The 23,085-nt window shown below is 67.5% G+C and carries 20 protein-coding genes and 1 other annotated feature; of the genes, 13 read left to right on the forward strand and 7 right to left on the reverse strand.

Annotated elements, in window-relative coordinates; all coding sequences use genetic code 11:
• Positions 1 to 265 precede the first annotated feature (265 nt).
• On the reverse strand, positions 266 to 1,198 hold the full coding sequence (locus IEW24_RS00755; protein WP_188574478.1) for an NAD(P)H-dependent flavin oxidoreductase: 933 nt from the start codon (positions 1,196 to 1,198) through the stop codon (positions 266 to 268).
• A gap of 228 nt (positions 1,199 to 1,426) precedes the next feature.
• Between IEW24_RS00755 and IEW24_RS00760 the strand changes: the two genes are divergently transcribed.
• The 3 genes from IEW24_RS00760 to IEW24_RS00770 all read left to right on the forward strand — a co-directional run bounded on the left by IEW24_RS00760 (position 1,427) and on the right by IEW24_RS00770 (position 3,589).
• A complete protein-coding gene (locus IEW24_RS00760) occupies positions 1,427 to 2,218 on the forward strand; it encodes an enoyl-CoA hydratase/isomerase family protein (RefSeq protein ID WP_188574480.1) in 792 nt (263 codons plus the stop codon).
• Positions 2,219 to 2,297: 79 nt separating this feature from the next.
• Positions 2,298 to 3,059: an SDR family NAD(P)-dependent oxidoreductase gene (locus IEW24_RS00765; RefSeq protein ID WP_188574482.1), complete on the forward strand. Its 762-nt coding sequence runs from the start codon at positions 2,298 to 2,300 to the stop codon at positions 3,057 to 3,059.
• 317 nt (positions 3,060 to 3,376) lie between these two features.
• Positions 3,377 to 3,589 (forward strand): hypothetical protein, encoded by a 213-nt coding sequence (locus tag IEW24_RS00770; protein ID WP_188574484.1) that lies wholly within the window; start codon positions 3,377 to 3,379, stop codon positions 3,587 to 3,589.
• A gap of 7 nt (positions 3,590 to 3,596) precedes the next feature.
• Here the strand turns inward: IEW24_RS00770 and IEW24_RS00775 are convergent, their stop codons facing one another.
• Positions 3,597 to 4,472: an EamA family transporter gene (locus tag IEW24_RS00775; protein WP_188574486.1), complete on the reverse strand. Its 876-nt coding sequence runs from the start codon at positions 4,470 to 4,472 to the stop codon at positions 3,597 to 3,599.
• 324 nt (positions 4,473 to 4,796) lie between these two features.
• The gene (locus IEW24_RS00780; protein WP_188574488.1) at positions 4,797 to 5,384 is read right to left on the reverse strand and encodes a protease inhibitor Inh/omp19 family protein; all 588 of its coding nucleotides are present in this window, start codon (positions 5,382 to 5,384) and stop codon (positions 4,797 to 4,799) included.
• 389 nt (positions 5,385 to 5,773) lie between these two features.
• Between IEW24_RS00780 and IEW24_RS00785 the strand changes: the two genes are divergently transcribed.
• The 4 genes from IEW24_RS00785 (at position 5,774) to IEW24_RS00800 (ending at position 8,999) form a co-directional block, all read left to right on the forward strand.
• The gene (locus IEW24_RS00785) at positions 5,774 to 6,538 is read left to right on the forward strand and encodes an SDR family NAD(P)-dependent oxidoreductase (protein ID WP_188574490.1); all 765 of its coding nucleotides are present in this window, start codon (positions 5,774 to 5,776) and stop codon (positions 6,536 to 6,538) included.
• 40 nt (positions 6,539 to 6,578) lie between these two features.
• Positions 6,579 to 7,109 (forward strand): CDP-alcohol phosphatidyltransferase family protein, encoded by a 531-nt coding sequence (locus tag IEW24_RS00790; protein ID WP_373869991.1) that lies wholly within the window; start codon positions 6,579 to 6,581, stop codon positions 7,107 to 7,109.
• Between the two features lie 62 nt (positions 7,110 to 7,171).
• Entirely contained in the window at positions 7,172 to 8,266 is a 1,095-nt protein-coding gene (locus IEW24_RS00795) for an AI-2E family transporter (protein ID WP_188574492.1), read from the forward strand.
• A 4-nt stretch (positions 8,267 to 8,270) separates the two neighbouring features.
• Positions 8,271 to 8,999, forward strand: a complete 729-nt coding sequence (locus IEW24_RS00800) for an HdaA/DnaA family protein (RefSeq protein WP_188574494.1) — start codon at positions 8,271 to 8,273, stop codon at positions 8,997 to 8,999.
• Between the two features lie 302 nt (positions 9,000 to 9,301).
• Here the strand turns inward: IEW24_RS00800 and IEW24_RS00805 are convergent, their stop codons facing one another.
• The 4 genes from IEW24_RS00805 to IEW24_RS00820 all read right to left on the reverse strand — a co-directional run bounded on the left by IEW24_RS00805 (position 9,302) and on the right by IEW24_RS00820 (position 15,943).
• Complete coding sequence (locus IEW24_RS00805) at positions 9,302 to 10,438, reverse strand: CmpA/NrtA family ABC transporter substrate-binding protein (RefSeq protein ID WP_188574496.1); 1,137 nt, start codon at positions 10,436 to 10,438, stop codon at positions 9,302 to 9,304.
• Positions 10,435 to 11,025, reverse strand: coding sequence for an ANTAR domain-containing response regulator (locus IEW24_RS00810; RefSeq protein WP_188574498.1), 591 nt, complete (start codon positions 11,023 to 11,025; stop codon positions 10,435 to 10,437). Before IEW24_RS00810 ends, IEW24_RS00805 begins: the two co-directional genes overlap by 4 nt.
• Positions 11,026 to 11,500: 475 nt before the next feature.
• Positions 11,501 to 15,319: a hypothetical protein gene (locus tag IEW24_RS00815; RefSeq protein WP_188574500.1), complete on the reverse strand. Its 3,819-nt coding sequence runs from the start codon at positions 15,317 to 15,319 to the stop codon at positions 11,501 to 11,503.
• A gap of 240 nt (positions 15,320 to 15,559) precedes the next feature.
• Positions 15,560 to 15,943, reverse strand: a complete 384-nt coding sequence (locus IEW24_RS00820; protein WP_188574502.1) for a DUF4870 family protein — start codon at positions 15,941 to 15,943, stop codon at positions 15,560 to 15,562.
• A 283-nt stretch (positions 15,944 to 16,226) separates the two neighbouring features.
• Positions 16,227 to 16,282: a sequence feature (sul1 is cis-regulatory element that is thought to sense ions involved in sulfur or methionine metabolism; They are found in Alphaproteobacteria), on the forward strand.
• A gap of 79 nt (positions 16,283 to 16,361) precedes the next feature.
• On the opposite strand from IEW24_RS00820, the gene IEW24_RS00825 reads away from it, so the two are divergent.
• The 6 genes from IEW24_RS00825 (at position 16,362) to IEW24_RS00850 (ending at position 23,080) form a co-directional block, all read left to right on the forward strand.
• Complete coding sequence (locus IEW24_RS00825) at positions 16,362 to 17,840, forward strand: SulP family inorganic anion transporter (RefSeq protein ID WP_188574504.1); 1,479 nt, start codon at positions 16,362 to 16,364, stop codon at positions 17,838 to 17,840.
• A 355-nt stretch (positions 17,841 to 18,195) separates the two neighbouring features.
• Entirely contained in the window at positions 18,196 to 19,554 is a 1,359-nt protein-coding gene (locus tag IEW24_RS00830; RefSeq protein WP_188574506.1) for a CmpA/NrtA family ABC transporter substrate-binding protein, read from the forward strand.
• Positions 19,555 to 19,578: 24 nt separating this feature from the next.
• Positions 19,579 to 20,493 (forward strand): nitrate ABC transporter permease, encoded by a 915-nt coding sequence (ntrB, locus tag IEW24_RS00835; protein ID WP_188574508.1) that lies wholly within the window; start codon positions 19,579 to 19,581, stop codon positions 20,491 to 20,493.
• 13 nt (positions 20,494 to 20,506) lie between these two features.
• On the forward strand, positions 20,507 to 21,301 hold the full coding sequence (locus IEW24_RS00840; RefSeq protein WP_188574510.1) for an ABC transporter ATP-binding protein: 795 nt from the start codon (positions 20,507 to 20,509) through the stop codon (positions 21,299 to 21,301).
• A gap of 131 nt (positions 21,302 to 21,432) precedes the next feature.
• On the forward strand, positions 21,433 to 21,858 hold the full coding sequence (locus IEW24_RS00845; RefSeq protein ID WP_188574512.1) for a globin family protein: 426 nt from the start codon (positions 21,433 to 21,435) through the stop codon (positions 21,856 to 21,858).
• A 19-nt stretch (positions 21,859 to 21,877) separates the two neighbouring features.
• Positions 21,878 to 23,080 carry an NAD(P)/FAD-dependent oxidoreductase gene (locus IEW24_RS00850; protein ID WP_188574514.1) on the forward strand — a complete coding sequence of 401 codons (1,203 nt, stop codon included), beginning with the start codon at positions 21,878 to 21,880 and terminating at the stop codon, positions 23,078 to 23,080.
• Positions 23,081 to 23,085 lie beyond the last annotated feature (5 nt).

Genomic DNA, 23,085 nt, shown 5'->3' on the forward strand with positions numbered 1-23,085 from the left:
TGCGCTGCTCGGCTGCCATCACCCCTTACAGTTCGTCATGCCCGGGCTTGACCCGGGCATCCACGTCGGGCCGACGGTGGATGGTTTGCACGAAGGCGAACTCTCGCCGCTCGTGGGGTACGCCGCCATCATCCCAGCGGAGCCACGTGGATGCCCGGATCAAGTCCGGGCATGACGGTCTATTGTTGGAAAAGCGTTGCACGACAAGGCGTGGAGCGCCGTTGCCGCACCCGGTAAGCCCGACTATGCAGGATGGCGCGCCCCCTCACAGCAGCCGCGGTGCGCTCTCCAGCGCGTTGCGATACTCGGTGATCAGCCGCGCGCAGAGGTCGGCGGTGGGCGGGCTGTCCAGCACCGAGCCGACGCCCTGGCCGGCCGACCACACCGTCTTCCACGCCTTGGCCTCCTCCGCGAGGTCCAGCTTGGCATGCGCCGTCAGATTGTCCGGGTCGAGCCCCGCCGCCTTGATGCTCGGGCGCAGGAAATTGGCGTTCACGCCGGAAATGGCCGGCGTGTACACCACATCAGCCGCGCCCGCGCCGAGCAGCATCTCCTTGTAGCCGTCCGGTGCCGCGCTCTCCCGCGTGGCGATGAAGCGGGTGCCGAGATAGGCCATGTCCGCCCCCATCAGCCGTGCCGCCGCCGCCTGCGCGCCCGTGGACATGGCGCCCGACAGGATGATGGTGCCATCGAACACCGCGCGGATCTCCGGGATCAACGCGAAGGGGCTGACGGCGCCCGCATGCCCGCCCGCGCCCGCCGCCACCGCGATGATGCCGTCCACGCCCGCTTCCGCCGCCTTCTCCGCATGGCGGCGGCTGATCACGTCATGGAAGACGAGCCCGCCGTAGGAATGCACCGCATCCACCACCTCGCGCGCGGCACCCAGCGAGGTGATGATGAGGGGAACGCGCTTCTCCACCGTCACCCTGAGGTCCGCTTCCAGCCGCGTGTTACTCCGGTGGACCACGAGGTTCACGCCGAAGGGCGCGGCGTCCTCCACGCCGTCGAGCCGGCTCTCGATCTCCTCCACCCACTGCGCATAGGTCTCGGTGGTGCGGGCGTTGAGCGCGGGGAAGGTGCCCAGCAGGCCGGCGCGGCAGGTCTCCACCACGAGGTCGGTGTTGGAGACGAGGAACATGGGGGCGGCGATGATGGGCGCCTTCAGGCGGCCGGCGAGGGCGGCGGGCAGTGGCATGGTTTCCTCCAGCGGCCCGCCTTGGCGGCGGGTGATGATCGGCCGGGCTGTGCCGCCCGTTGCTCGGGCGTGACTGTGGGGCCGGGCGGGGCGGGCGGCAAGGGGTGGCGCCTGCGCCCAACGCCGGGCTTGCGGCACAGGCCCGCTTTGGTGCAGCGTTCCACCTAAGCGGCGCGAAGCCGCAGTTGAGAGAACAGGCGGCAAAGCCGTCTTCTGGGGAGGGATTTCATGTCCGACGCCGATCCGGTGCTGCTCGATGTCACGGGCGGCATCGCCCGCATCCGCTTCAATCGTCCGCATGTGCTCAATGCGCTGGATGAGCATGCCATCCTCGCCTTCAAGCGCGCGGCCGATACGGTGGCCGGGCAGCCGGGCGTGCGCGTCGTGGTGCTCTCGGGCGCGGGGCGGGCCTTCCTCGCCGGCGGCGACGTCGCCCGCTTCCATGCGGCGGGCGAGGACGCGCCCAATGTGGTGGCGAGCCTGATCGGCCCCTTCCACGAGGCCATCCTCACCCTGTCCAAGCTGAAGGCGCCGGTGATCGCCAGCGTGCAGGGCGCGGTGGCGGGCGGCGGCCTCTCCGTGGCACTGGCGGCGGACCTGCTGATCGCGGCGGACGACGCGAAATTCTCCATGGCCTACAGCCGCATCGCCACCAGCCCGGATGGCGGGGGGACGTGGCATCTGCCGCGCATCGTGGGGCTGCGCAAGGCCATGGAACTGGCCCTGCTGTCCGAGAATATCGACGCGCAGGAAGCGCTGCGGCTGGGCATCGCCAACAAGGTGGTGCCGCTCGATCAACTGGCTGATGTCACCGACAAGATTGCCGGCGCTCTCGCCGCCGGCCCCACTGCCGCCTACGGGCGCATCAAGGCGCTGTTGCGGGCCTCCTCCACCAACAGCCTCGCGGAGCAGTTGCAGGCGGAGAAGGAGTCCTTCGTCGCCAGCGCCGGCACCCGCGATTTCGCGGAAGGCGCGGCCGCCTTCGTGGGCAAGCGCGCGCCGCGCTTCGAAGGCCATTGAGCCGAGCCGTTCCAGCGCAGGCGCATCGTGCTTGCGCGTCCGGAATTGCGCGCAGTCAGGACAACAGGCGGAGGCAGCCATGGATGTGAAGGGACATGCCGCCGTGGTGACGGGGGCGGCCTCGGGGCTGGGCGCGGTCACGGCCCGCGCGCTGGCGGCAGCGGGCGCGCAGGTGGCACTGCTGGACCGGGATGTGGAGGGCGCGGGCCGCATCGCACAGGAGATCGGCGGCAAGGCCTTCCTGTGTGACGTGGTGGATGCCGCCAGCGCCGAGGATGCGGTGGAAGCGGCGGCCGAGGCCTTCGGCCCGGCGCGCATTCTGGTCAATTGCGCGGGCGTGGCGCCGGCCGGCCGCATCGTCGGCCGCAAGGGGCCGCTGCCGCTGGAGGATTTCCGGCGGGTGGTGGAGATCAATCTGATCGGCACCTTCAACCTGCTGCGCCTTGTGGCGGCGAGGGCGGTGGACCTGCCGCCGCTGGCGCGGGGCGAGCGCGGGGTCATCATCAACACCGCCTCGATTGCCGCCTATGACGGGCAACTGGGCCAGCCCGCCTATGCCGCCTCCAAGGCCGGCGTGGCGGGACTGACGCTGCCGGCGGCACGGGAGTTCGCCAGCGTGGGGATCCGGGTGGTGTCCATCGCGCCGGGCATCTTCGCCACCCCCATGATGCTGAACATGCCGCAGGAGGTGCAGGACAGCATCGGCGCCACGGTGCCGTTTCCGCCGGGGCTGGGCGATCCGCAGGATTATGCCCGCATGGTGCTGGAGATCATCGGCAACGTGATGCTGAACGGCGAGGTGATCCGCCTCGACGGGGCGCTGCGCATGGCGCCGAAGTGAGGGGCTGCTGACACGAGGGGCGTGCGAGCCATGCGCGCCCCAAGTGTTCAGGTCTTCGGCGAAACCCTGCGGGCACGGGCTTCGGCAATGAGGGCAGCCATATCGAGGGGCGCGCTCTCGCCGCTGTTTATGCCCTCCTGCCAGGCCTTCCGCAGCCATGTGCGCTTCCCGGCTTCGATCTCTTTCGGTGTCATCGGGGGTGTGTTTATGTCCATATTCCACATTAATTTGCGTTATATATTTCACAATCCACAAACACGGTTGACATAATCCACTAAAACCATAGAGTGAACGGACTTGGTTTCGGAGTCTGTGAAATGGTCGCGCCCGGTGGCAAGTCTCTCCCGTTCCCGGTTCAGGGCCGTTCGGCGTCTGGCGTGCGCGCCGCGTCGCGCCGGGGCAAATGGGGGGACTGGGTTCTGTTCGGAGCCGCCTATGCGGTGATCATGGGGGCGATCCTGTTCGCCTATCCCCCGGCGTCCGCGCCCCGCCACGAAGCTTCCGTCAGCACCAGCACGTCCGTGCGCTGAGGCGGCCTCAGGCCGACGACAGCAGCAGAACGCCCGCGATCAGGACGCCGCAGCCCACCAGCCGCCATGGCCCCACCTGTTCGCGCAGGATCAGCATCCCCATCAGCGCGCCCACCATCATGGACATCTCCCGCATGGGGGCCACGAGGCTGAGCGGTGCGCCCGAGGTCAGCGCCGCCAGTACGAGGATGTAGGACAGCGGGGACAACAGCCCCACGCCGAGCGCAATCCACCAGTAGCCGCGCATGGCGGCCAGAGCGCGGCGCGGGTTGGCGATCACCAGCGGCGCCAGAAGAAAGAACCGCAGCAGGTTCGAGAACCAGTCCAGCACCACGGGCGCGATGCCGAGGGTCTTCACCGCGATGGCATCCACCACCGTATAGGCGGCGATGAGCCCGCCGGTGGCCGTGCCCCAGCGCACGCCCGCCTGTCCGCCCGGCCGCCGGAAAGCGGACAGGTCGCCCTGCGTGGCGATGAGGCCGATCCCCGCGATCACGAGCAGCAGGCCGACGAGGCCCTGTCCCGACGGCATTTCATGCAGGATGAGGAAGGCGCCCAGCGTGGAGAGCATGGGTCCCGTGCCGCGCGCCACCGGATAGACCACGGAGAGATCGGCGACCTGATAGCCGCGTTGCAGGCAGAGGCTGTAGGCCAGATGGATCAGCCCGCTGAGCAGCACGAAGCCGACGCCCGTGCCGGTCCATGCGATGCCCTCGCCGCGCAGCAGCTGGGTCAGCACCCACGGGGCGTAGGCGATGCAGGCGATGAGATTGTAGGCGAAGACGAAGACGGGGCCGACCGGCGCGGCGCGCTTGGCCAGCAGGTTCCAGCCGGCATGGACGAAGGACGCAAGAACAACGAGCAGCAGCGAGGCAAATGCCATCGAGACCTCCTCTGGCGCCACATGGCGCTGGTTGATCTCGACGTCTCCGCCTCTGGGATTTTGTCCCTCGGGTGCAGCCGTGGAAGCCCCACGGTTTCTGCAACGCTCGGTCCAGCGACGGTTCTTCCGCCCGGAACCCTAGTTGCCACTCGGTCGATGGGAGAAGCCTAGAGCATTTTCTTGTTTCATGGAAACAAGGAAATACTCCAACTAATTGATAGAGAACGTCTTTCGGTTTGGATTGCGGAGCAATCAAAACCGGACATGCTCCAGCCGCCGCAAGGTCGTGCGATCAAGCGGCGGATGAGGGCAGGGGCGCGCGCCTCAGCGGTTGAGCGCGATGGCCTGGCTGTTTTCCACCAGCAGGCCCGTATAGCGGTTGGGGCCGGCGGGCTGGAGGCGGGCCGTCACCTTGCCGAGGTGATCCTGCAGCACGATGTCGGGGCCGAGCATGTCCCAGCCCTTGGTCATGAAGATTTCGCTCGGGCAGGAGACGTCGGCGCGGGCGGAGAGGCCGTTCATGCCGCGATCGGTGGTCAGCATCACCGGGCAGGTGTGCTGGCCGGCATCCCAGGCCAGCGTCCAGGCACCCGAAAGCTGCTCCTTCTCACCCGTGGCGGCATAAGCCGAGCCGGTGGGCGCGATGGCGGGCGGGGTCAGCGGCACGTTGGAGGCAACGGTGCTTGGGGTCACGGCCGCACTGGCGCTGGCCGCCCCGGCACCGGTCACGGGCGCTACGGAGGACATGGACGTCGGAGGCGGCACGGGCGCGCTTTCGACCGAAGCTGTGGGCGCGGACAGGACGCGGGGCGCTTCGGCCACGCTGGACTTCCCCATGCCGCTGAGCTCGGTGCTGCAGGCAGCCAGAGTGACGGCGCACAACAGCACGGCCCCAACGGGTAACACCTTCATTCACTACACTCCGCGCGTTGCCGCCTCTCGGCCGATACCGCCTCATAACCCTGCCCGAACGGCAAGATTACGCCCCAAGCGTTACCAGCCAGTTTTCAACGTTCGGACCCAAAACCACCATCCGGGAACCGCAACCAAGGTTTTACGAGAACATGGCGATAGGATGACCCCAGCCATTTTTGCCGCATCACGGCAGGGGATCAAGCTACGGGAAATCCCGTATGCCGGCCAGCGGAGCGGTTCGGATCAAGCGCAGGCTTGGCCGGAGGGCGCGCAGCGGGGGCGGCGCCATGGACAGGGGCGGCGCCGGCACGCTATGTCCGAAGCCTGCCCTTTGGGTCTTGTCCTTTGCTGGCACCCGCCCTTCTTTTTCCCCTCAGGAGAATCTCATGTCCGCGCTCGATCCGAAGACGCTTACCGTGCTCGTCACCGGCGCCACCTCGGGCATCGGGGCGGCCACCGTGCGGCGCTTCGCCTCCGAGGGTTCGAAGGTGGTGGCCGTCGGCCGCCGTGAGGACCGCCTCGCCGCGCTCGCCGCCGAATTCCCCGGCCTCATCCATCCTTTGGTGCTGGACGTGCGCGATTTCGCCGCCACGGAAGCCGCCTTCGCTGCTCTTCCCGAGGGCTTTAATAGCTATAATGTGGTGTGCGCCAATGCCGGTCTCGCCCTCGGGCTGGAGCCTGCGCAGGACGCGAAGATCGAGGACTGGCAGACCATGATCGACACCAATGTGTCGGGCCTCGCCTATACGGTGCGCGCCGCGCTGCCGGGCATGGTGGCGCGCAAGGAAGGCCATATCGTCTTCACCGGCTCGGTGGCCGGCGACTATCCCTATCCGGGCGGCAACGTCTACGGCGCCACCAAGGCGTTCGTGAAGCAGTTCGCCCTCAATGTCTGGGCCGATGTGGCGGGCACCGGCGTGCGCGTCACCAATATCGAGCCCGGCCTCACCGAGACCGAATTCTCCGTGGTCCGCTTCCGCGGCGACGACGCCAAGGCCGGCAAGGTCTATGAGGGCACCGCCCCCATGACCGGCGAGGACATCGCCGAGCAGGTCTACTTCGCCGCCACTCTGCCGCGCCACGTGGTGGTGCTGCGCATCCAGGCCATGGCCAACCAGCAGAGCTTCAGCCCGTTCTCCATCAAGAGGTGAGCCATTCATGCACGGCCGGCAGAGGCCGGAGGTTCCGGTCGTGAACCTGCCCAACATCATCACCCTCGGCCGGCTCATCGCCGTGCCGGTGGTGATATGGGCCATCTCGGCCGGCGAGCCGAAGCTCGCCTTCGCCCTGTTCCTGCTGGCCGGCGTGTCGGATGCCGTCGACGGCTTCATCGCGCGGCGCTTCAACCTGCGCACGGAGCTGGGCGCCTATCTGGACGCGCTGGCCGACAAGGCGCTGCTGGTGTCCATCTATGTGGCGCTGGCGGTCAGCGGGGATATCCCGCGCTGGGTGGCCATCGCCGTGGTGTCGCGGGACGTGATGATCGTGGGCGCCATCGTGTTGTCCACGCTGATGGCCCGCCCCATCGCGATCCAGCCGCTGGTGATCTCCAAGGTCAATACGGCGGCGCAGATCGCCTTCGCCGCGCTGGTGCTGGCGCGGGAGAGTTTTGCCTTCGAGTGGGAGCAGCCCTACGCGCTGGGGCTGGTGGCGGTCGGGGTCTTGACGGGCCTTTCGGCGGCTGCCTATCTCGCCGCATGGACGCGCCACATGGCGCGCTGAGCTTCCGCAGGGGGCAGGGAACAGCCAGGGGTGATGGCACTGCTGACAGGGGAACGCGCGCGATGAAGCTTCAGGTGCAGCTGCGCTTCTGGATTGGTGCGCTTGTCGCTTTGGTGCTGGTGCTGTGGGTCCTGCGCGCCATCCTGCTGCCGTTCGTGGTCGGCACGGCCATCGCCTATTTCCTCAATCCGCTGGTGCGCCGGGCCAACCGCATCGGCATCGGCCGCGTGCCCGCGACGCTCGCCCTCGTAGGCCTGCTGGTGCTCATCGTGGTGATGCTGCTGCTGGTGGTGCTGCCCATTTTCTCCGCCCAGCTGTTCGAATTCATCCAGAACCTGCCGGGCTACGTGGCCCGCCTCCAGCGCCTCGCCACCGAGGAAAACCGGGAGTGGGTGGAGCAGTTTCTGGGGCCGCGCCTGCCGGACATCCAGCGCTCCATCTCCGATCTCATGTCGCAGGGGGTGAGCTATCTGCTCGGCTCCATCACCTCGCTCTGGTCGGGCGGGCAGGCGCTGCTCTCGGTGTTCGCGCTGATGGTGATCACGCCGGTCATCGTCTTCTACGTGCTGTGCGACTGGGACGCGATGGTGGATACCGTGGATAGCTGGATCCCCCTTCACCAGCGCCCGGCCGTGCGCCGGCTCGGCCGCGAGATGGACAATGCGGTGGCCGGCTTCGTGCGCGGGCAGGGGCTCGTCTGCCTGCTGCTGGGCAGCTATTACGCCATGGCGCTTTCCATGGCGGGGCTGAATTTCGGCCTGCTGATCGGCATCGTGTCGGGCCTCATCACCTTCATTCCCTATGTGGGCTCGCTCACCGGCTTCGTGCTCGCCATCGGGGTGGCCATCGTCCAGTTCTTCCCGGACTGGGGGATGATCGGCATCATCTTCGCCATCTTCATCGCCGGCCAGACCATCGAGGGCTACATCCTCTCGCCGAAGCTGGTGGGCGACAGCATCGGCGTGCATCCGGTGTGGCTGATGTTCGCCCTGTTCGCCTTCGGCTATCTGTTCGGCTTCGTCGGCCTGCTGCTGGCGGTGCCGCTCACCGCCGCCGTGGGCGTGCTGGTGCGCTTCGGCTTCCGGCAGTATTTCCACTCGACGCTCTATACCGGCGGCGAACAGCCAGCCGAGGAGCGGGCCGCAGACCCGACCTGACAGCATGACAACCCGAGACACCAAAGTCCGCCAGCTGCCCCTCGATCTGCCGGCGGCCGCCGCCATGCAGCGCGAGGATTTCCTCGGTGCCCCCGGCAATGCGGCGGCCTTGAAGCTGATCGACAGCTTCCCCGACTGGACGGCCCGCGTGGTCTGCCTCGTGGGGCCGGCCGGCACCGGCAAGAGCCATCTGGCCCGCGTGTTCGCCGCCCATTCCGGCGCCCGCACGGTGTTCGCGCGCGATCTGGTGCGGGCGGGCGTGCCCGAGGCGCTGGCCGATGGCGCGCTGGTGGTGGAAGACCTCGTGCCCGGCGAATTCGACGAGGCGGCGCTGTTCCACCTGCTCAACCTCGCCCGTGAGACGCAGGCCTATGTGCTGATGACGGCGCGCTCCATGCCGTCCGCCTGGAAGCTGAACACCGCCGACCTCGCCTCGCGCCTGCGCGCGTTGCCGACCTTCGAGATTCTGGAGGCGGATGATCCGCTGCTGGCCGCCGTGCTGGTAAAGCTGTTCGCGGACCGGCAGATCTCCGTGGACGACACCACGGTGCAATTCCTGCTGCGCCGCATGGAGCGCACGGTGGAGGGCGCGCAGACGGTGGTGGAAGCCATCGACCGCGCCGCGCTCGCCGCCCACCGCCCCGTCACCCGGACGCTCGCCGCGCAGGTGCTGCGCGAACTGATGCCGGACGAGGATGACGGGGAAAACGGGGACGAGGAAGACGAGGGCTGAGCGTGGGACGGCCTATCGGCGCGACTGACGCAGCCGCGCTTGCCTTCCCTTCCATTCGTCCGACCCTTGCACCGGACCTTAATGCAGCAAAGCATCGTCATGCCCGGACTTGATCCGGGCATCCACGTCGGGCCGACAGTGGAGCGGATGGCGATGATGCGAACGGCTACTGCGCGCCATGGGGCGTAACGCCTTCCCGGCGGATGGACGTGGATCCCCGGATCAAGTCCGGGGATGACAATCTACTGTTGGGGTGACGGTCTTCTGTTCAGGCAGCCGAGGCAGGCGCTGAGCCCTCTCTCCTACTCCCCCGTCTCCATGAACCGCGCCGGATCGAACACCGGGCCGAACTGGGTCGCCACGCAGTCCGGGCTGTGCGCCGGGGCGGGTGGGGTGGCACCCACGGCCGCGTCGAAAATGTCCGGCCGGTAGACCGAGATCGCCTCGCGCGCCGCATCGGGCGCCCACTCGCCCTGATGGGCGGCGACGATCTGGTGATACATCCACAAGGCATGCTCGGGATCGGGCCGGTTGGCCCCATCCCGATGCAGGACGAGATAATCCGGATGCGCCCGCAGCGCGCCGCCGGGGGCGGTGTTGAGGCGCCCGTCCAAAGTTCGCCGCAGCACGTCGGCGGGCAGGGAGAGATGGCGGGGCTCGCTGAGCAGGCGGGCGAGGTCCGCATGATTGGCGGGGTCCTCGCACCAGGCGGCGGCGGCGTGCAGCGCGCGCACCAGCCTGTGCAGCACCTCCGGCTCCGCATTGGCGAAGCGGGCATGCACGCCCAGCACCTTCTCCGGCACCCAGCCGAAGATCTCCGCCCCCAGCGCGGCGATGCGGCCCACGTCCGCATCCACCGCCACGCTGTTCCAGGGCGAGCCCACGGAGAAGCCGTGGATCAGCCCGTTGCGCAGGCTCTCCGCCATGAAGGGCGGCGGGATGACCACGAGGCGCACGTCCCGGTCAGGATCGATGCCGCCGGCTTTCAGGAAGTGGCGGATGAGATAGTTATGGGTGGAGAAGCTGTAGACCGCCGCAAACGTGAGCGGGTCTTCACCGCGCGCCCGCCGCGCCGCCACCACCTGCCCCAGCGCCTGCGCGGCGGCGGGCGCCGAGGAGAGGTCCGCCCCGGTCTCGCCCATTGCGGCATAGATGTCCTTCGCCAGCGTGATGGCCGACCCGTTGAGGTTCAGCGCGAAGGGCACCACGAGGGGCACCCGCACATGGCCGAGGCCGAGCGAGGAGGCGATGGCCAGCGGCCCGAGCATATGGGCGCCGTCGAGCAGGCCCACATTCACCTTGTCGCGGATGTTGGCCCACGAGACTTCCTTGTGCAGCTCGATCTCGATGCCTTCGGCCATGGCGAAGCCGCGCTCGGCGGCGGCGATCAGCACGGCGGCATCGGTGAGGGGGATGAACCCCATGGACAGCCGTTTCATTTGAACAGCTCCGCGGCGGTGATGATGGATTGGGCGATGTCCACGATGCGCTTCTTCTCGTTCATCGCCGTGCGGCGCAGGAGGCTGTAGGCTTCTTCCTCGGTGATGCCCTTCATCTTGATGAGCAGGCCCTTGGCCCGGTCCACCACCTTGCGTTCTTCCAGCTGGCTTTTGGCCTCCTCCAGCTCGGCGCGCAGGCGCGCGAAGGCACGGAAGCGGGAGATGGTGGTCTCCACGATGGGCTTCACCCGGTCCTTGCGCAGGCCGTCCACCACATAGGAGGCCACGCCCGCCTCGATGGCCTGCTCGATGGTCTGGCCGTCGGTCTGGTCCACGAACATGGCGACCGGGCGCTTCACCTCGCGGGAGACGTGGAGCATCTGCTCGATCACGTCGCGGCTGGGGTTTTCCAGATCGATCAGGATCACGTCCGGGTCGATGGCATAGATGCGCTCGAGCAGATTGTGCCGCCCCTCCATGAGCAGCACGTTGACGTAGCCGGCCTCCTTCAGCCCCTCGCTGAGGATCGCCGCGCGTACCGGGCTTTCATCGACAATAACGATCCGCAGCTGGAGGTCGTTGGTCATGGAGGTCCGTGATCACCCGAGGGGCGAAGCGGCGGGGATCAAGGAACCCCGGCCGCTTCGGTGATGAGTGTGCACGAACCTGAGGCCCGGCTGGCAAGCCTTTTCTATAGGCGTTCTCGATTACGCCTGCCCTTATCCACGCCCGCCCGCCTCATTGGGGCGGCGCATGTGGCAGCCGTGGGGGTGTCCAGTGACCGTTGAAGGTCAGGCGGTACGCGCCCTCTCCCCACAAGGGCAACGTCATGCCCGGGCTTGTCCCGGGCATCCACGCCCAGCGGCCAGGAACAGTCTCCAGAGGTCCGCACCGTCGGCCCGACGTGGATGCCCGGAAGCCGGCTTTTGCCGACTTCCGCACTTGGGAACCGAAGTCGGAAACATCCGACTTCGGGGACAAGCCCGGGCATGACGGTCTTCTGTGGTCATGACGTTGCATGACAAGGCGATACAGGCCGCGTTCTCCGCAGACGCATCTGCCTCACGGCGTCGAAACCGACGCCGCATAGTCCATGAGCTTCCTGCGCAGCGGGGCGAGGTTGGGCTTCGCCTTCGCATAGGCTTCCCAGTCCGCCGGGATGGCGGCGGCGATCTCGTCGCGCAGGGCCTTGGCCTTCTCGTCGGTGGCCGCGCGGCCATCCAGCCACTGGAGCATCCGCAGATCCATGATGCCGTCCGAGGTGGCGAGCACCATGGCGTCCACGGTGGCGGTGGGCTGGCAGCGGTCGGCGGTGAGCGGCAGGAACATGAAGTCCGGCTCGCGCCCGTCGGTGGGGTCGCTGGGGTCGGCGGTGGCGGCGCGGGCGTGCCACTGGATGTAGCCCTGCGCGCCCACACGCCAGAGCAGGAAGCCGGCGGCGGCCTCCAGATCCGGCATGTTGTACATCCAGGGCGCGATGTTCTGCGCCTTCATGTCGGCAAAGCCCTGCGCCGAGACGCCATAGCCGTTGTTCACCAGCACGGTGTCGAACAGCGGCAGGAAGGGCTTGTCCTTCGGGTCGTTGAGCTGGCCCGAGATGTTGGCGTTGGGCACATAGAGCTTGATGGCATCGCGCAGCCGCTTCAGGTCCGCCGCCGGATTGGCGAGGTTCTGCGGCTCGTCGGCGATGGACCACAGCGGCTGCGGCAAACCGGCGGCGTTGAGGGCTGCCACCAGCGCCGCGATGTTCTCGCCCATGCCCTGAATGCCCACGCGGTCCACCAGCAGCTTCACCGACACATAGTCGAAGAAGGGCGTGGAGAAGCCGGCATCGCGGGCAAGGCGCGTCTGCGCGAGATAGCGCTCGCGGCGCTCCTGTGTCGGCACCACGAAGTCCGGCGACAGGCCGGTGAGGCCGAAGCGGCGCAGGGCGCGCAGATCACAGCCCATCTGCATGTCGGACATCTGGGTGGAGGGCGGGAACCACACGTCCGGATTGGGCGCGGCCATGTAATAGCCGATGGGCGTCGAGGTGGGCGGCAGGGTGAAGGGGATCACCTCCACGTTCACGCTGGCCTTCACCTCCTGCCCGGCGATGGTCAGCGTGAGGTCCACGGGCACGGTGCCGCTGGCGGTGTCGGGCACGGTGAAGGAGGCGTTGATCCGGCGCGGCACGCCCTTGGCGATGCGCATCATGCGCATGTCGCCTTCCAGCACGTCGGAGGTGATGGCGAGGGCATTCTCGCCCACGCCCCGGCGCATGTAGGTCCACTTGCCCCAGCGCAGGTCGCCCTTGATGCCGCCGCCGATGGAGAGGGTGGACTTGGGGGTGAGGTCCTCCTGATCGGAGAAGGCGAGGAAATCGACGGAGACCACCTGTCCCCGCGCCGCGCGAAAGGCGGCGGTGGTGGGCAGGTTCGGGTCCCAGAACGGATGCTGCGACCGCTTCGTGCCGGGCGGGAGGACGCGCAGGGTGATGCCCCTGGCCAGCGCCGGGTCCACCGGCTTGTCCACCAGCGGCCAGCGCTCCGCATAGCGCTCGCGGCGCCACTGCTCCACCGCGTCCGCGGCGGCGGTGCTGGTGCCGGGCTCGATCACCATGGCGGCGATATAGCCGTCGTTCGGCGGCTGGTCGGAGGAGATGTCCACCGTGATCCTGCCGTCGATCACCGGCACGGTGGCGGTGACGAGGCCGGCGCGGCGGCTGGCATAGACGGCCCACGGATCGCCGTCGATCATGGCCTCCTTCCAGAGGTCGCGGTGGAATACCTTGTCCACCCACTCGTCCGGCGAGAAATCTTCCTTCAGCGCCACCTTGCCGTTGATGATGAAGGAGCGGTGCAGCGAGTGGGGCATGTATTCCCACTCGCCCTGATCCTCGGTCCAGAGCGAGACGGTGGCGGTGGGGCTCTTGTCCCACGGCACGGTGATGGTCTTCACCCCGTTGAGGCCGGAAGAGAGCAGCGGATCATTCTGCGTGCGCACCAGATCGCGCGCCGGGGCGCCGAGGCGCTTGTCATCCTTGGTCACGGTTTCGAAGCCGGGGGCATTCACCTCCGGCGGGCCGAAGCGCAGGCCGATGGCGCCGTTGGGCAGCACATGCCCGCCCGCCACGTGCACGTCACCGAGCTTGATGGTGCCCTCGCCGTCGCCCACGGAGACCACGATGCGCGAGACCTGCGTGCGGTCGAGCCGGGTCTTGCCGGGCGTCACCCAGGAGGAGATGGGCGAGCGCACGGTGAAGGGGCCGGGCGGCACGGTGGTGGTGGTGTTGACGCGCGAATTCCAGTTCTTGGAGTTCACGTCATCGATGCGCAGATAGACGGTGATGGGCTTCGCATTGGGATTGGTGCCCGTCACCACCAGCTCCTGCTCCTGCCCGAAGGCGATGGGCGGGAAGAAGTCCTGCTCGGCGGTGGTGGAGGCGCCCTTCAGCCACGCCTGCCCGATCTTCACCTCGTTGGAAGGCGCGGCGGCGCGCTGGCCGATGCGGGTCTCCACCGCCATGCTGGCGATCTGGGCCGGGGGCGCGTTCTCGGGCGAGAACAGGATGATGCGGGTGATGGCATTGGCATCCAGCGCGCGCTTGCTCGGGGTCGCGAGATTCTGGAACGGCACCACCCATTCGAACGGGCCGGGCGGCAGCATGTTCACCGCGCCGAAGCGCGAGCCCCAGTCCTTGGACTGGGTGTCATCCATGCGCAGGTCCAGCTCCAGCGGGCCGTTGGTGGGGTTGGTGCCCTTGATGACCAGACTGTCACCGGAGCTGAAGGCGCGCGAGGGCGTAAAGTTCTGCTCGATGGCGGTGGCGGTGCTGGTGTTCGCCGCCAGTGTCCTGTTCATGCCCGCAGCCGCCGGGCTGGCCGGCGCTGCGGCTGTGCCGCCGCGCGCCTCCACCGATACCCGCGACACCTGCGCCGCCGGAGCATTCTCCGGCGTGAAGATGATGATGCGGGTGATCAGGTTTGCATCCAGCGGCCGCTTGCTGGGCGTGACGAGGTTCTGGAACGGGATCACCCATTCGAACGGTCCCGGCGGCACATTGTTGACCGCCCCGAAGCGCGAGCCCCAGTCCTTGGACTGGGTGTCATCCATGCGCAGGTCCAGCTCCAGCGGACCATTGGTGGGATTGGTGCCCTTGATGACGAGGCTGTCCCCGGCGCGGAAGGCGCGGCTCGGGGTGAAATACTTCTCGATGGCCGGGGCGGTGGTGGTGCCGGAGGCCAGCACGTCACCGGTGCCGGCGGAGCTGGAGGCGGCGGCCGGCGTCGGCGAGAGCGCCTGACCCGCGCGTGCTTCCAGCGCGATGCTGGCGATCTGCGCCGGGGGCAGGTTCTCGGGCGTGAAGACGATGATGCGGGTGATGGCATTCAGATCCATCGGCCGCTTGTCCTGCGTCAGCAGGCCCTGGAAGGGCACCACCCATTCGAACGGGCCGGGCATCACCACGTTCATGCCGCCATGGCGCGAGCTCCAGTCCTTGGAGGCGCTGTCGTCGATGCGCAGGTCCAGCTCCAGCGCATCGCTGGAGCTGTTGGTGCCCCGGATGACGAGGCTGTCGCCGGCCGAGAAGGCGCGCGGCGGGGCGAAGTTCTGCTCGATGGCGGTGGCGGTGGTGACGTTGGACACCAGAACGCGGCTCTGGCCGGGCGTGGGTGCGGGGGCTGAGGGAATGTTGGCCGGCGGCGTCAGCGGCGTCTCGGACATGAGGCGCTGCTTGGTGGACTGGATCTCGCGATTGATGGTGCGCTCGATCTTCTCGACGCTCAGCTTCTGCCAGAGGTCCGGTCGCACCACCGATACGCCCACAGCCACCGTGGCCAGCGCACCGATCATGCCGCCCCAGACGAATCCGCTGATCCAGGACCGGATTTTACCCATTCGCCGTCTCCCGCGCGCTCAGCCCGCCCCAGGCCCATTCTCCGGCTCTAGACCATTGGCCCGGAAAGGAAAAGCTGAGGCTCGGCGGGCAATTTACCCCCGTACGCTTGCGCGGAGGCGGTATTTGGGAAGCACAATTGCCGCAGCGGCGGGGCTTTTCCCATGAGGGTGGGCGGCGGGTGGCCGGCAAACGAAAAGGGGCGCCCATGGGCGCCCCGCTCGATCAAGTTTCGGTGCCGCTCAGAAGAAGGCGGCCGGCGCCGCGATGGGCTTGCGATCGTTGAAGGCGAGGAAACCCTTCACCACGCGATAGATGCTCCAGATGCCGGTGGCGATCAGGATCGGGATGCCGATCAGGATGAAGCTGGTGATCAGCCCGATGACGGACAGCAGCAGGCCGATCCAGAACGTGCGGATGAGCCAGGTGAAATGGGATTCGTAAATGGTGCCGGCGGCATCGCCGCGCTTCACATAGGCCACGATCAGCCCGACCAGCATGGTGATGCCGACGAAGAAGCCCACCACATAAAGGATGTAGGTGATCATGACGATGTTGCGCAGGGCTTCATCCCGCGCGGCGGGAGTGACGGCATAGCCCGAGGACGGATCAGTATTCGTGGACATGCTATCTTTCTACCTTGGAATGAAAATACATTGCTGCCGGGAAAAAAGAACCGGAAGAACCCTTCCGGAGCGTTGAGCGGCAGTCAAGAATGCAGCATGACGCAAGAGAGACGCAAGCGTGCGCCCGCGGTGTCTTTCGATTTATTTCTGCTGCTGGCCGTCGGCGACGGCAGAGGTCCGCAGATGGATATTCCCCAAGGGAATGTCTGGCCGGAAAATGTCGCCCGTTCGGCGGGAGGCCGTTGCATGGCCGGCAATTGTCCCGTAACGAAAGACCATTCGTCAGGAGCCCGGTGAAAATCCGGGTGGCTCTTCCGGCCGCCGACCCGCCGGACAACGCAACATGACATTGGCCCCTTCTCCGCTCCCCTTCTGAACAGGGCGCGCGCGGCCGTCACCTTGCGGACACCTCAACCTCATGACCTTTCTGCGTTCCTACACCCGTGACTGGGTCTCCAACATCCGTGGCGATGTGCTCTCCGGCATCGTCGTCGCCCTCGCGCTCATCCCCGAGGCCATCGGCTTTTCCGCCATCGCCGGGGTGGACCCGAAGGTGGGCCTCTATGCCTCCTTCGCCATCGCCTGCGTGACCGCCATCGTGGGCGGCCGGCCGGGCATGATATCGGCTGCCACCGCCTCCACCGCCGTGGTGATGATCACCCTCGTGCGCGACCACGGCCTGCAATATCTGCTGGCCGCCAGCATCCTCATGGGCCTGATCCAGATCGTGGCCGGCATCATGAAGGTGGGGCGGCTGATGCGCTTCGTCTCGCGCTCGGTGATCACCGGCTTCGTCAATGCGCTGGCCATCCTCATCTTCATGGCGCAATTGCCCGAGCTGATGCACGTGCCCAACGCCACCTACGGGATGATCGCGGCGGGACTTGCCATCATCTATCTGTTCCCGCGCCTGACGAAGGCGATCCCCTCGCCGCTGGTGGCCATCGCCGTGCTCACCGCCGCGGCGTGGGGCTTCGGCATGGATCTGCGCCATGTGGGCGATCTCGGCGCGCTGCCCTCAAGCCTGCCGGTGTTCGCGCTGCCGGACATCCCGCTCAACTGGGAGACGCTGCGCATCATCTTCCCCTATTCGGTCACGCTCGCCGCCGTGGGCCTGCTGGAGAGCCTGCTCACCGCGCAGATCGTGGACGACATGACCGACACCCCCAGCAACAAGAGCCAGGAATGCGTGGGGCAGGGCGCGGCGAATATCGCCTCCGCGCTCATCGGCGGCATGGGCGGCTGCGCCATGATCGGCCAGTCGGTGATCAACGTCTCCTCCGGCGGGCGCGGGCGGCTGTCCGCCTTCGTGGCCGGCGTGTTCCTGCTGGTGCTGATCGTGGCGCTGCAGGATCTCGTGCGCATCATCCCCATGGCGGCGCTGGTGGCGGTGATGATCATGGTGTCCATCGGCACCTTCTCGTGGCGCTCCATTCTCGATCTGCGCCGCAATCCGCCCTCGTCCTCGCTGGTGATGCTGGCCACGGTGGCGACCGTGGTGGGCACGCAGGATCTGGCCAAGGGCGTGCTGGTGGGCGTGCTGCTCTCCGGCGTGTTCTTCGCCGGCAAGGTCTCTCGCCTCGCCCGCGTTGAGGCGCACCCGGAGGGAGAGGCCCGCGTGCTCTATCGCGTCTCGGGGCAGATCTTCTTCGCCTCCTCCGACACCTTCCTCGCCGGCTTCGACTTCGATGCGAAGCCGCGCGAGGTGGTGATCGACCTCACCCATGCGCATTTCTGGGACATCACCGCCATCGCCGCGCTGGACAGGGCGGTGCTGAAGTTCCGGCAGGCGGGGGCCAGCGTTGTCGTTCTGGGGCTCAACGAGGCCAGCGCCACGCTGGTGGAGCGCTTCGGCCAGCACGACAAGGACGGCGCCCGGATGCCGGCATCGCACTGAAAATCGCCCCGCCCGGACCGCGATCGTCCCTGTCGCAGCGCACAAAACACGGGCAGTTGCGCGTGGTCTGGGCGGGAAACGTGCACGCTTTTTGAGGTGCCTGCAAATTGGGCATCTGTTTTCTTGAATGATTGCAATTCCATAGCGCCGGGTCGCAGTTGGCACGCCTCTTGTATGAAGGAGGGCGTGCACCGTCGACGCTGACTGGTGCCAGACATTTCGCCCCAATGACGGGGCCCGCAGCAAAGCCGCTGACACCGATGGCACAGGATGCCGTCGAGCTGTCTGCGGCTTTTTTCGTTTCCGGCACCCGTCATCCCGATCCGAACCGACCGAACACCTGAGGGGAACACAGATGAGCGATGCGTCCGAACAGAAGCCGGCCCTGACGTCTCCCGTTGCCGCCGGGACGCCCAAAGGCGTCTCCCGCCGCTCCCTGCTGAAGGGCAGCGCGGCGGCGCTCGGCACGGCCGCCCTGTTCGATGCCGTGCGCATGGCCTTCCCCGGTGGCGTGCCCTCCGCACATGCGGCGGCGCCGGAGACCACCAAGGCCATCCTCGGCTACATCGCCCTCATCGATGCCTCGCCCCTCGTGATCGCCAAGGAGAAGGGCTTCTTCGCCAAGCATGGCGTGCCGGATGTGGACGTGGTGAAGCAGGCGTCGTGGGGCGCCACCCGCGACAATCTCGTGCTGGGTGGGGCGGCCAACGGCATCGATGGTGCGCACATCCTGACCCCGATGCCCTACCTCATCTCCACCGGCAAGGTGACGCAGAACAACGCGCCCACCCCCATGTACATCCTCTCGCGCCTGAACCTCGATGCGCAGGCCATCTCCGTTTCCAACGAATACAAGGATCTGAAGCCCACCACCGATGCCTCTGCCCTGAAGGCCGCCTTCGCGAAGAAGCGGGCCGAGGGCAAGGAGGTGAAGGTGGCCATGACCTTCCCCGGTGGCACCCATGATCTGTGGATCCGCTACTGGCTGGCCGCCGCCGGCATCGACCCGGACAAGGACGTCTCCACCATCGTGGTGCCGCCGCCGCAGATGGTGGCCAACATGAAGGTGGGCAACATGGACGCCTTCTGCGTGGGCGAGCCGTGGAATGAGCAGCTGGTCAATCAGGGTATCGGATTTACCGCCTGCACCACCGGCGAGATCTGGAAGAACCATCCCGAGAAGGCGCTCGGCATGCGCGCCGACTTCGTGGACAAGAACCCCAACGCCACCCGCGCCATCGTGATGGCGGTGCTGGAAGCCCAGCAGTGGTGCGACAGACAAGAGAACAAGCAGGAGCTGGCCGAGATCGTCGGCAAGCGCCAGTGGTTCAACGTGCCGGTGGCCGACATCATCGGCCGCCTGAAGGGCGACATCAATTACGGCAACGGCCGCGTGGAGAAGGGCACCACGCAGTTCATGAAGTTCTGGCAGGACCACGCCTCCTACCCCTTCAAGAGCCACGATGCCTGGTTTGTCACCGAGGACATCCGCTGGGGCAAGTTCGAGCCCTCCACCGACATCAAGGGGCTGGTGGACAAGGTGAACCGCGATGACATCTGGCGCGAGGCCGCCAAGCAGCTGAGCGTCGCCTCAGCCGATATTCCGGCCTCCTCGTCGCGCGGTGTGGAGACCTTCTTCGACGGCAAGACCTTCGATCCGGCGAACCCCACCGCCTACCTCAAAAGCCTCGGCATCAAGCGCGTCGAAGTCTGACGCCCGCTCGCAAGGGAGCCTCCCATGTCCGTCACCGCTCTCAAAGAGGCCGAGCCGCAGCGGCGCCCCGAAGGCGCTGGGCTTACGGCCGCCCCCGCCGCCAAGGTGGTGCGCCTGAAGACCGCCCGCCCGCCGGCCACCGCCCGCCTGATGGCGGCGGTGCGCTGGACGGCTGTCAGCGTGCTGCCGCCGGTCATCGTCACCGCGCTGCTGCTCCTCGTGTGGGAGATGCTCTGCGCCAGCCCGACGGCGACCCTGCCGCCGCCGAGCCGTATCTGGCTTGAGGCCAGGGATCTCATCGTCGATCCCTTCTTCGTCTCAGGTCCGCAGGACATCGGCCTGGGCCTGCGCGTGCTGGTCTCGCTCCAGCGCGTGGCGGTGGGCTTTGGCCTTGCCGCCGTGGTGGGCGTGCTGCTGGGCGCGCTGATCGGCCAGTCAGTCTGGGCCATGCGCGGCCTCGACCCGCTGTTCCAGATGCTGCGCACGGTGCCGCCGCTGGCGTGGCTGCCGCTGGCGCTGGCCGCCTTCCGCGACAGCAACCCCTCGGCCATCTTCGTCATCTTCATCACCGCCATCTGGCCCATCATCATCAATACGGCGGTGGGCATCCGCAACATCCCGCAGGACTATCGCAACGTGGCGCAGGTGCTGCGGCTGAACCCGCTGGAATTCTTCTGGAAGATCATGCTGCCCTCGGCGGCGCCCTACATCTTCACCGGCCTGCGCATCGGCGTCGGCCTCTCCTGGCTCGCCATCGTGGCGGCGGAGATGCTCACCGGCGGCGTCGGCATCGGCTTCTTCATCTGGGATGCGTGGAACTCCTCGCGCCTGCCCGACATCATCGTGGCGCTGGTCTACATCGGCGTGGTGGGCTTCGTGCTCGACCGTCTCGTGGCCGGCCTCGCCGGCATCGTCACCCGCGGCACCGCAGCGTCCTGAGAGGGAGGAATTCATGCCCGCTTATCTCGAGCTCAGCCAGATCGGCAAGACCTTTTCCCGCGGTGCAGCCACTACGGAAGTGCTGCGCGAGGTGACACTCGACATCGCCAAGGGCGAGTACATCTCCATCATCGGCCATTCCGGCTGCGGCAAGTCCACCTTGCTCAACATCGTGGCGGGGCTCACCACCGCCACCACCGGCGGCGTGATCCTCGATGGTCGCGAGGTCAACAGCCCCGGTCCGGACCGCGCCGTGGTGTTCCAGAACCATTCCCTGCTGCCGTGGCTCACGGTCTATGACAATGTGCGCCTCGCGGTGGACAAGGTGTTCTCCGGCACGAGATCGCGGGCCGAGCGCCACGCCTGGACCCTGCACAATCTCGAACTGGTGCAGATGGCCCATGCCAAGGACAAGCGCCCGGCGGAAGTCTCCGGCGGCATGAAGCAGCGCGTGGGCATCGCGCGCGCGCTGGCCATGGAGCCCAAGGTGCTGCTGCTGGACGAGCCCTTCGGCGCACTGGACGCGCTCACCCGCGCCCATCTGCAGGACAGCGTGATGCAGATCCACGCCACGCTGGGCAACACCATTCTCATGATCACCCACGACGTGGACGAGGCGGTGCTGCTCTCCGACCGCATCGTGATGATGACCAACGGCCCCTCCGCTTATGTGGGCGAGGTGCTGGAGGTGGATCTGGCCCGTCCGCGCAAGCGCCTCGAACTGGTGGCCAACCCCACGTACCTGAAGGCCCGCGAGGCGGTGCTGAAGTTCCTGCACGAGCGCCACCGCTTCGTGGAAGCCGCCTGATCGTCGCGCGGTGAGCTTCGGCTCACCGCGCGCTTCGTGCGGGTTTCCCGGCAGCCCAGGGTTCTGGTCGCGTCGCGTTTCACCCCGATTTTTCGCCCAGCCAATCTCTTTCGCCCAGCCAGGAGGTCCAGATGACCCCGAGCCAAGTGGAACTGGTGCAATCGTCCTTCGCCAAAGTGGTGCCCATCGCGGACACCGCCGCCGGCCTGTTCTACGGCCGCCTGTTCGAGATCGCACCCGAGGTGAAGCCCTTGTTCAAGGGCGACATCGCCGAGCAGGGCAAGAAGCTCATGGCGACCCTCGCCGTGGTGGTGAACGGCCTCACCCGGCTGGAGGCCATCGTGCCCGCCGCGCAGGTTCTGGCGCGCCGGCACGTCGCCTATGGCGTGAGGGAAGAGCATTACGCGCCCGTGGGCGCGGCGCTGCTCTGGACGCTGGAACAGGGCCTCGGCCCGGATTTCACCCCCGAGGTGAAGGCGGCATGGGCGGAAGCCTACACGCTGCTCTCGGGCGTGATGATCGCAGCGGCGGAAGACGCCGCCGTGCCCGTGGCCTGAGGAAAAGGGGAGGGCAGGGGTGAGCGAACCTTTGGTCATCATCGGCAACGGCATGGCCGCCGCAAAGCTCTGCGAGGAGCTGAGCGCCCGCGCCCTCGGTCGCCATGCGGTGGCCGTGGTGGGGGCCGAGCCCACGCTCGCCTACAACCGCGTGCTGCTCTCCGAGGTGCTGGCCGGGCGCATGCCCGCCGCCGACACCGAGCTGAAGACCGCGGGCTGGTGGCGCGCGCAGGGCGTGACCCTGCTCTATGGCACCCCCGCCGCCGCCATCGACCGCGCCGCCCGCGCGGTGGTGCTGGCGGACGGGCAGCGCCTTCCCTTCAGCCGCCTCGTGCTCGCCACCGGCTCCCACCCCATCCGCCTGCCGCTGCCGGGCGCGGATCTGCCCGGCGTCACCACCTTCCGTGATCTGGCCGATGTTGATGCCCTGCTCAAGGCGGCGCGGCCCGGCGTGAAGGCCGTGGTCATCGGCGGCGGCCTGCTGGGGCTGGAAGCGGCCACCGGCCTTGCGGGTGCGGGCGTCGACACCACCCTCGTGCATGTGATGGACAGACTGATGGAGCGCCAGCTCGATGCCACCGCCGCCCGCCTGCTGCGCGAAGCGGTGGAAGCGCAGGGCGTCACGGTGGAGCTGAACGCCCACAGCGAAGCCGTCACCGGCGAAACCTGCGCCACGGGCCTGCAACTCAAGGACGGGCGCCTGCTGGAGGCCGATCTCATCGTCATGGCCTGCGGCGTGCGCCCCAATGCGGACCTGGCCCGCGCGGCGGGGCTCGCCTGCAATCGCGGCGTGATCGTTGACGATCGGCTCAGCACCGATGATCCGGACATCTTCGCGCTCGGCGAATGCGCCGAGCATCGCGGCCTCGCCTATGGCCTCGTGGCCCCGGCCTATGAACAGGCCCGCGTGCTCGCCGCCCATCTCGCCGGTCGCCCTGCTGCTTATGAAGGCAGCACGGTTTCCACCAATCTCAAGGTCTCGGGCGTGCCCGTCTTCTCCGCAGGAGACATTTCGGGCACGGGCACGGAAGACATCGTGCTCAACGACCGGGGCCTGAAGATCTATCGCCGGCTGTTCGTGCGCGACGGCGTGCTTCAGGGCGCCGTCCTCTTCGGCGACACGGCGGACGGCCTCTATTACCTCGACCTCATCACGAACCGCACACCCATCGCAGAGCTGCGCACCGAGCTGGCCTTCGGCCGCCCGGCGCTGGCCGCGTGAGGAGA

This window comes from Azorhizobium oxalatiphilum, from assembly GCF_014635325.1.
Taxonomy (GTDB): domain Bacteria; phylum Pseudomonadota; class Alphaproteobacteria; order Rhizobiales; family Xanthobacteraceae; genus Azorhizobium; species Azorhizobium oxalatiphilum.

Excerpts from the sequence above, each read along its gene's own strand:
- IEW24_RS00810 (WP_188574498.1), bottom strand. The coding sequence starts at position 11,025 with ATGACCAACGACCTCCAGCTGCGGATCGTTATTGTCGATGAAAGCCCG.
- ntrB (WP_188574508.1), top strand. The coding sequence starts at position 19,579 with ATGTCCGTCACCGCTCTCAAAGAGGCCGAGCCGCAGCGGCGCCCCGAA.
- IEW24_RS00770 (WP_188574484.1), top strand. The coding sequence starts at position 3,377 with ATGGTCGCGCCCGGTGGCAAGTCTCTCCCGTTCCCGGTTCAGGGCCGT.
- IEW24_RS00805 (WP_188574496.1), bottom strand. The coding sequence starts at position 10,438 with ATGAAACGGCTGTCCATGGGGTTCATCCCCCTCACCGATGCCGCCGTG.
- IEW24_RS00800 (WP_188574494.1), top strand. The coding sequence starts at position 8,271 with ATGACAACCCGAGACACCAAAGTCCGCCAGCTGCCCCTCGATCTGCCG.
- IEW24_RS00795 (WP_188574492.1), top strand. The coding sequence starts at position 7,172 with ATGAAGCTTCAGGTGCAGCTGCGCTTCTGGATTGGTGCGCTTGTCGCT.
- IEW24_RS00825 (WP_188574504.1), top strand. The coding sequence starts at position 16,362 with ATGACCTTTCTGCGTTCCTACACCCGTGACTGGGTCTCCAACATCCGT.
- IEW24_RS00755 (WP_188574478.1), bottom strand. The coding sequence starts at position 1,198 with ATGCCACTGCCCGCCGCCCTCGCCGGCCGCCTGAAGGCGCCCATCATC.
- IEW24_RS00845 (WP_188574512.1), top strand. The coding sequence starts at position 21,433 with ATGACCCCGAGCCAAGTGGAACTGGTGCAATCGTCCTTCGCCAAAGTG.
- IEW24_RS00815 (WP_188574500.1), bottom strand. The coding sequence starts at position 15,319 with ATGGGTAAAATCCGGTCCTGGATCAGCGGATTCGTCTGGGGCGGCATG.
- IEW24_RS00760 (WP_188574480.1), top strand. The coding sequence starts at position 1,427 with ATGTCCGACGCCGATCCGGTGCTGCTCGATGTCACGGGCGGCATCGCC.
- IEW24_RS00820 (WP_188574502.1), bottom strand. The coding sequence starts at position 15,943 with ATGTCCACGAATACTGATCCGTCCTCGGGCTATGCCGTCACTCCCGCC.
- IEW24_RS00765 (WP_188574482.1), top strand. The coding sequence starts at position 2,298 with ATGGATGTGAAGGGACATGCCGCCGTGGTGACGGGGGCGGCCTCGGGG.
- IEW24_RS00830 (WP_188574506.1), top strand. The coding sequence starts at position 18,196 with ATGAGCGATGCGTCCGAACAGAAGCCGGCCCTGACGTCTCCCGTTGCC.
- IEW24_RS00785 (WP_188574490.1), top strand. The coding sequence starts at position 5,774 with ATGTCCGCGCTCGATCCGAAGACGCTTACCGTGCTCGTCACCGGCGCC.
- IEW24_RS00840 (WP_188574510.1), top strand. The coding sequence starts at position 20,507 with ATGCCCGCTTATCTCGAGCTCAGCCAGATCGGCAAGACCTTTTCCCGC.
- IEW24_RS00775 (WP_188574486.1), bottom strand. The coding sequence starts at position 4,472 with ATGGCATTTGCCTCGCTGCTGCTCGTTGTTCTTGCGTCCTTCGTCCAT.
- IEW24_RS00780 (WP_188574488.1), bottom strand. The coding sequence starts at position 5,384 with ATGAAGGTGTTACCCGTTGGGGCCGTGCTGTTGTGCGCCGTCACTCTG.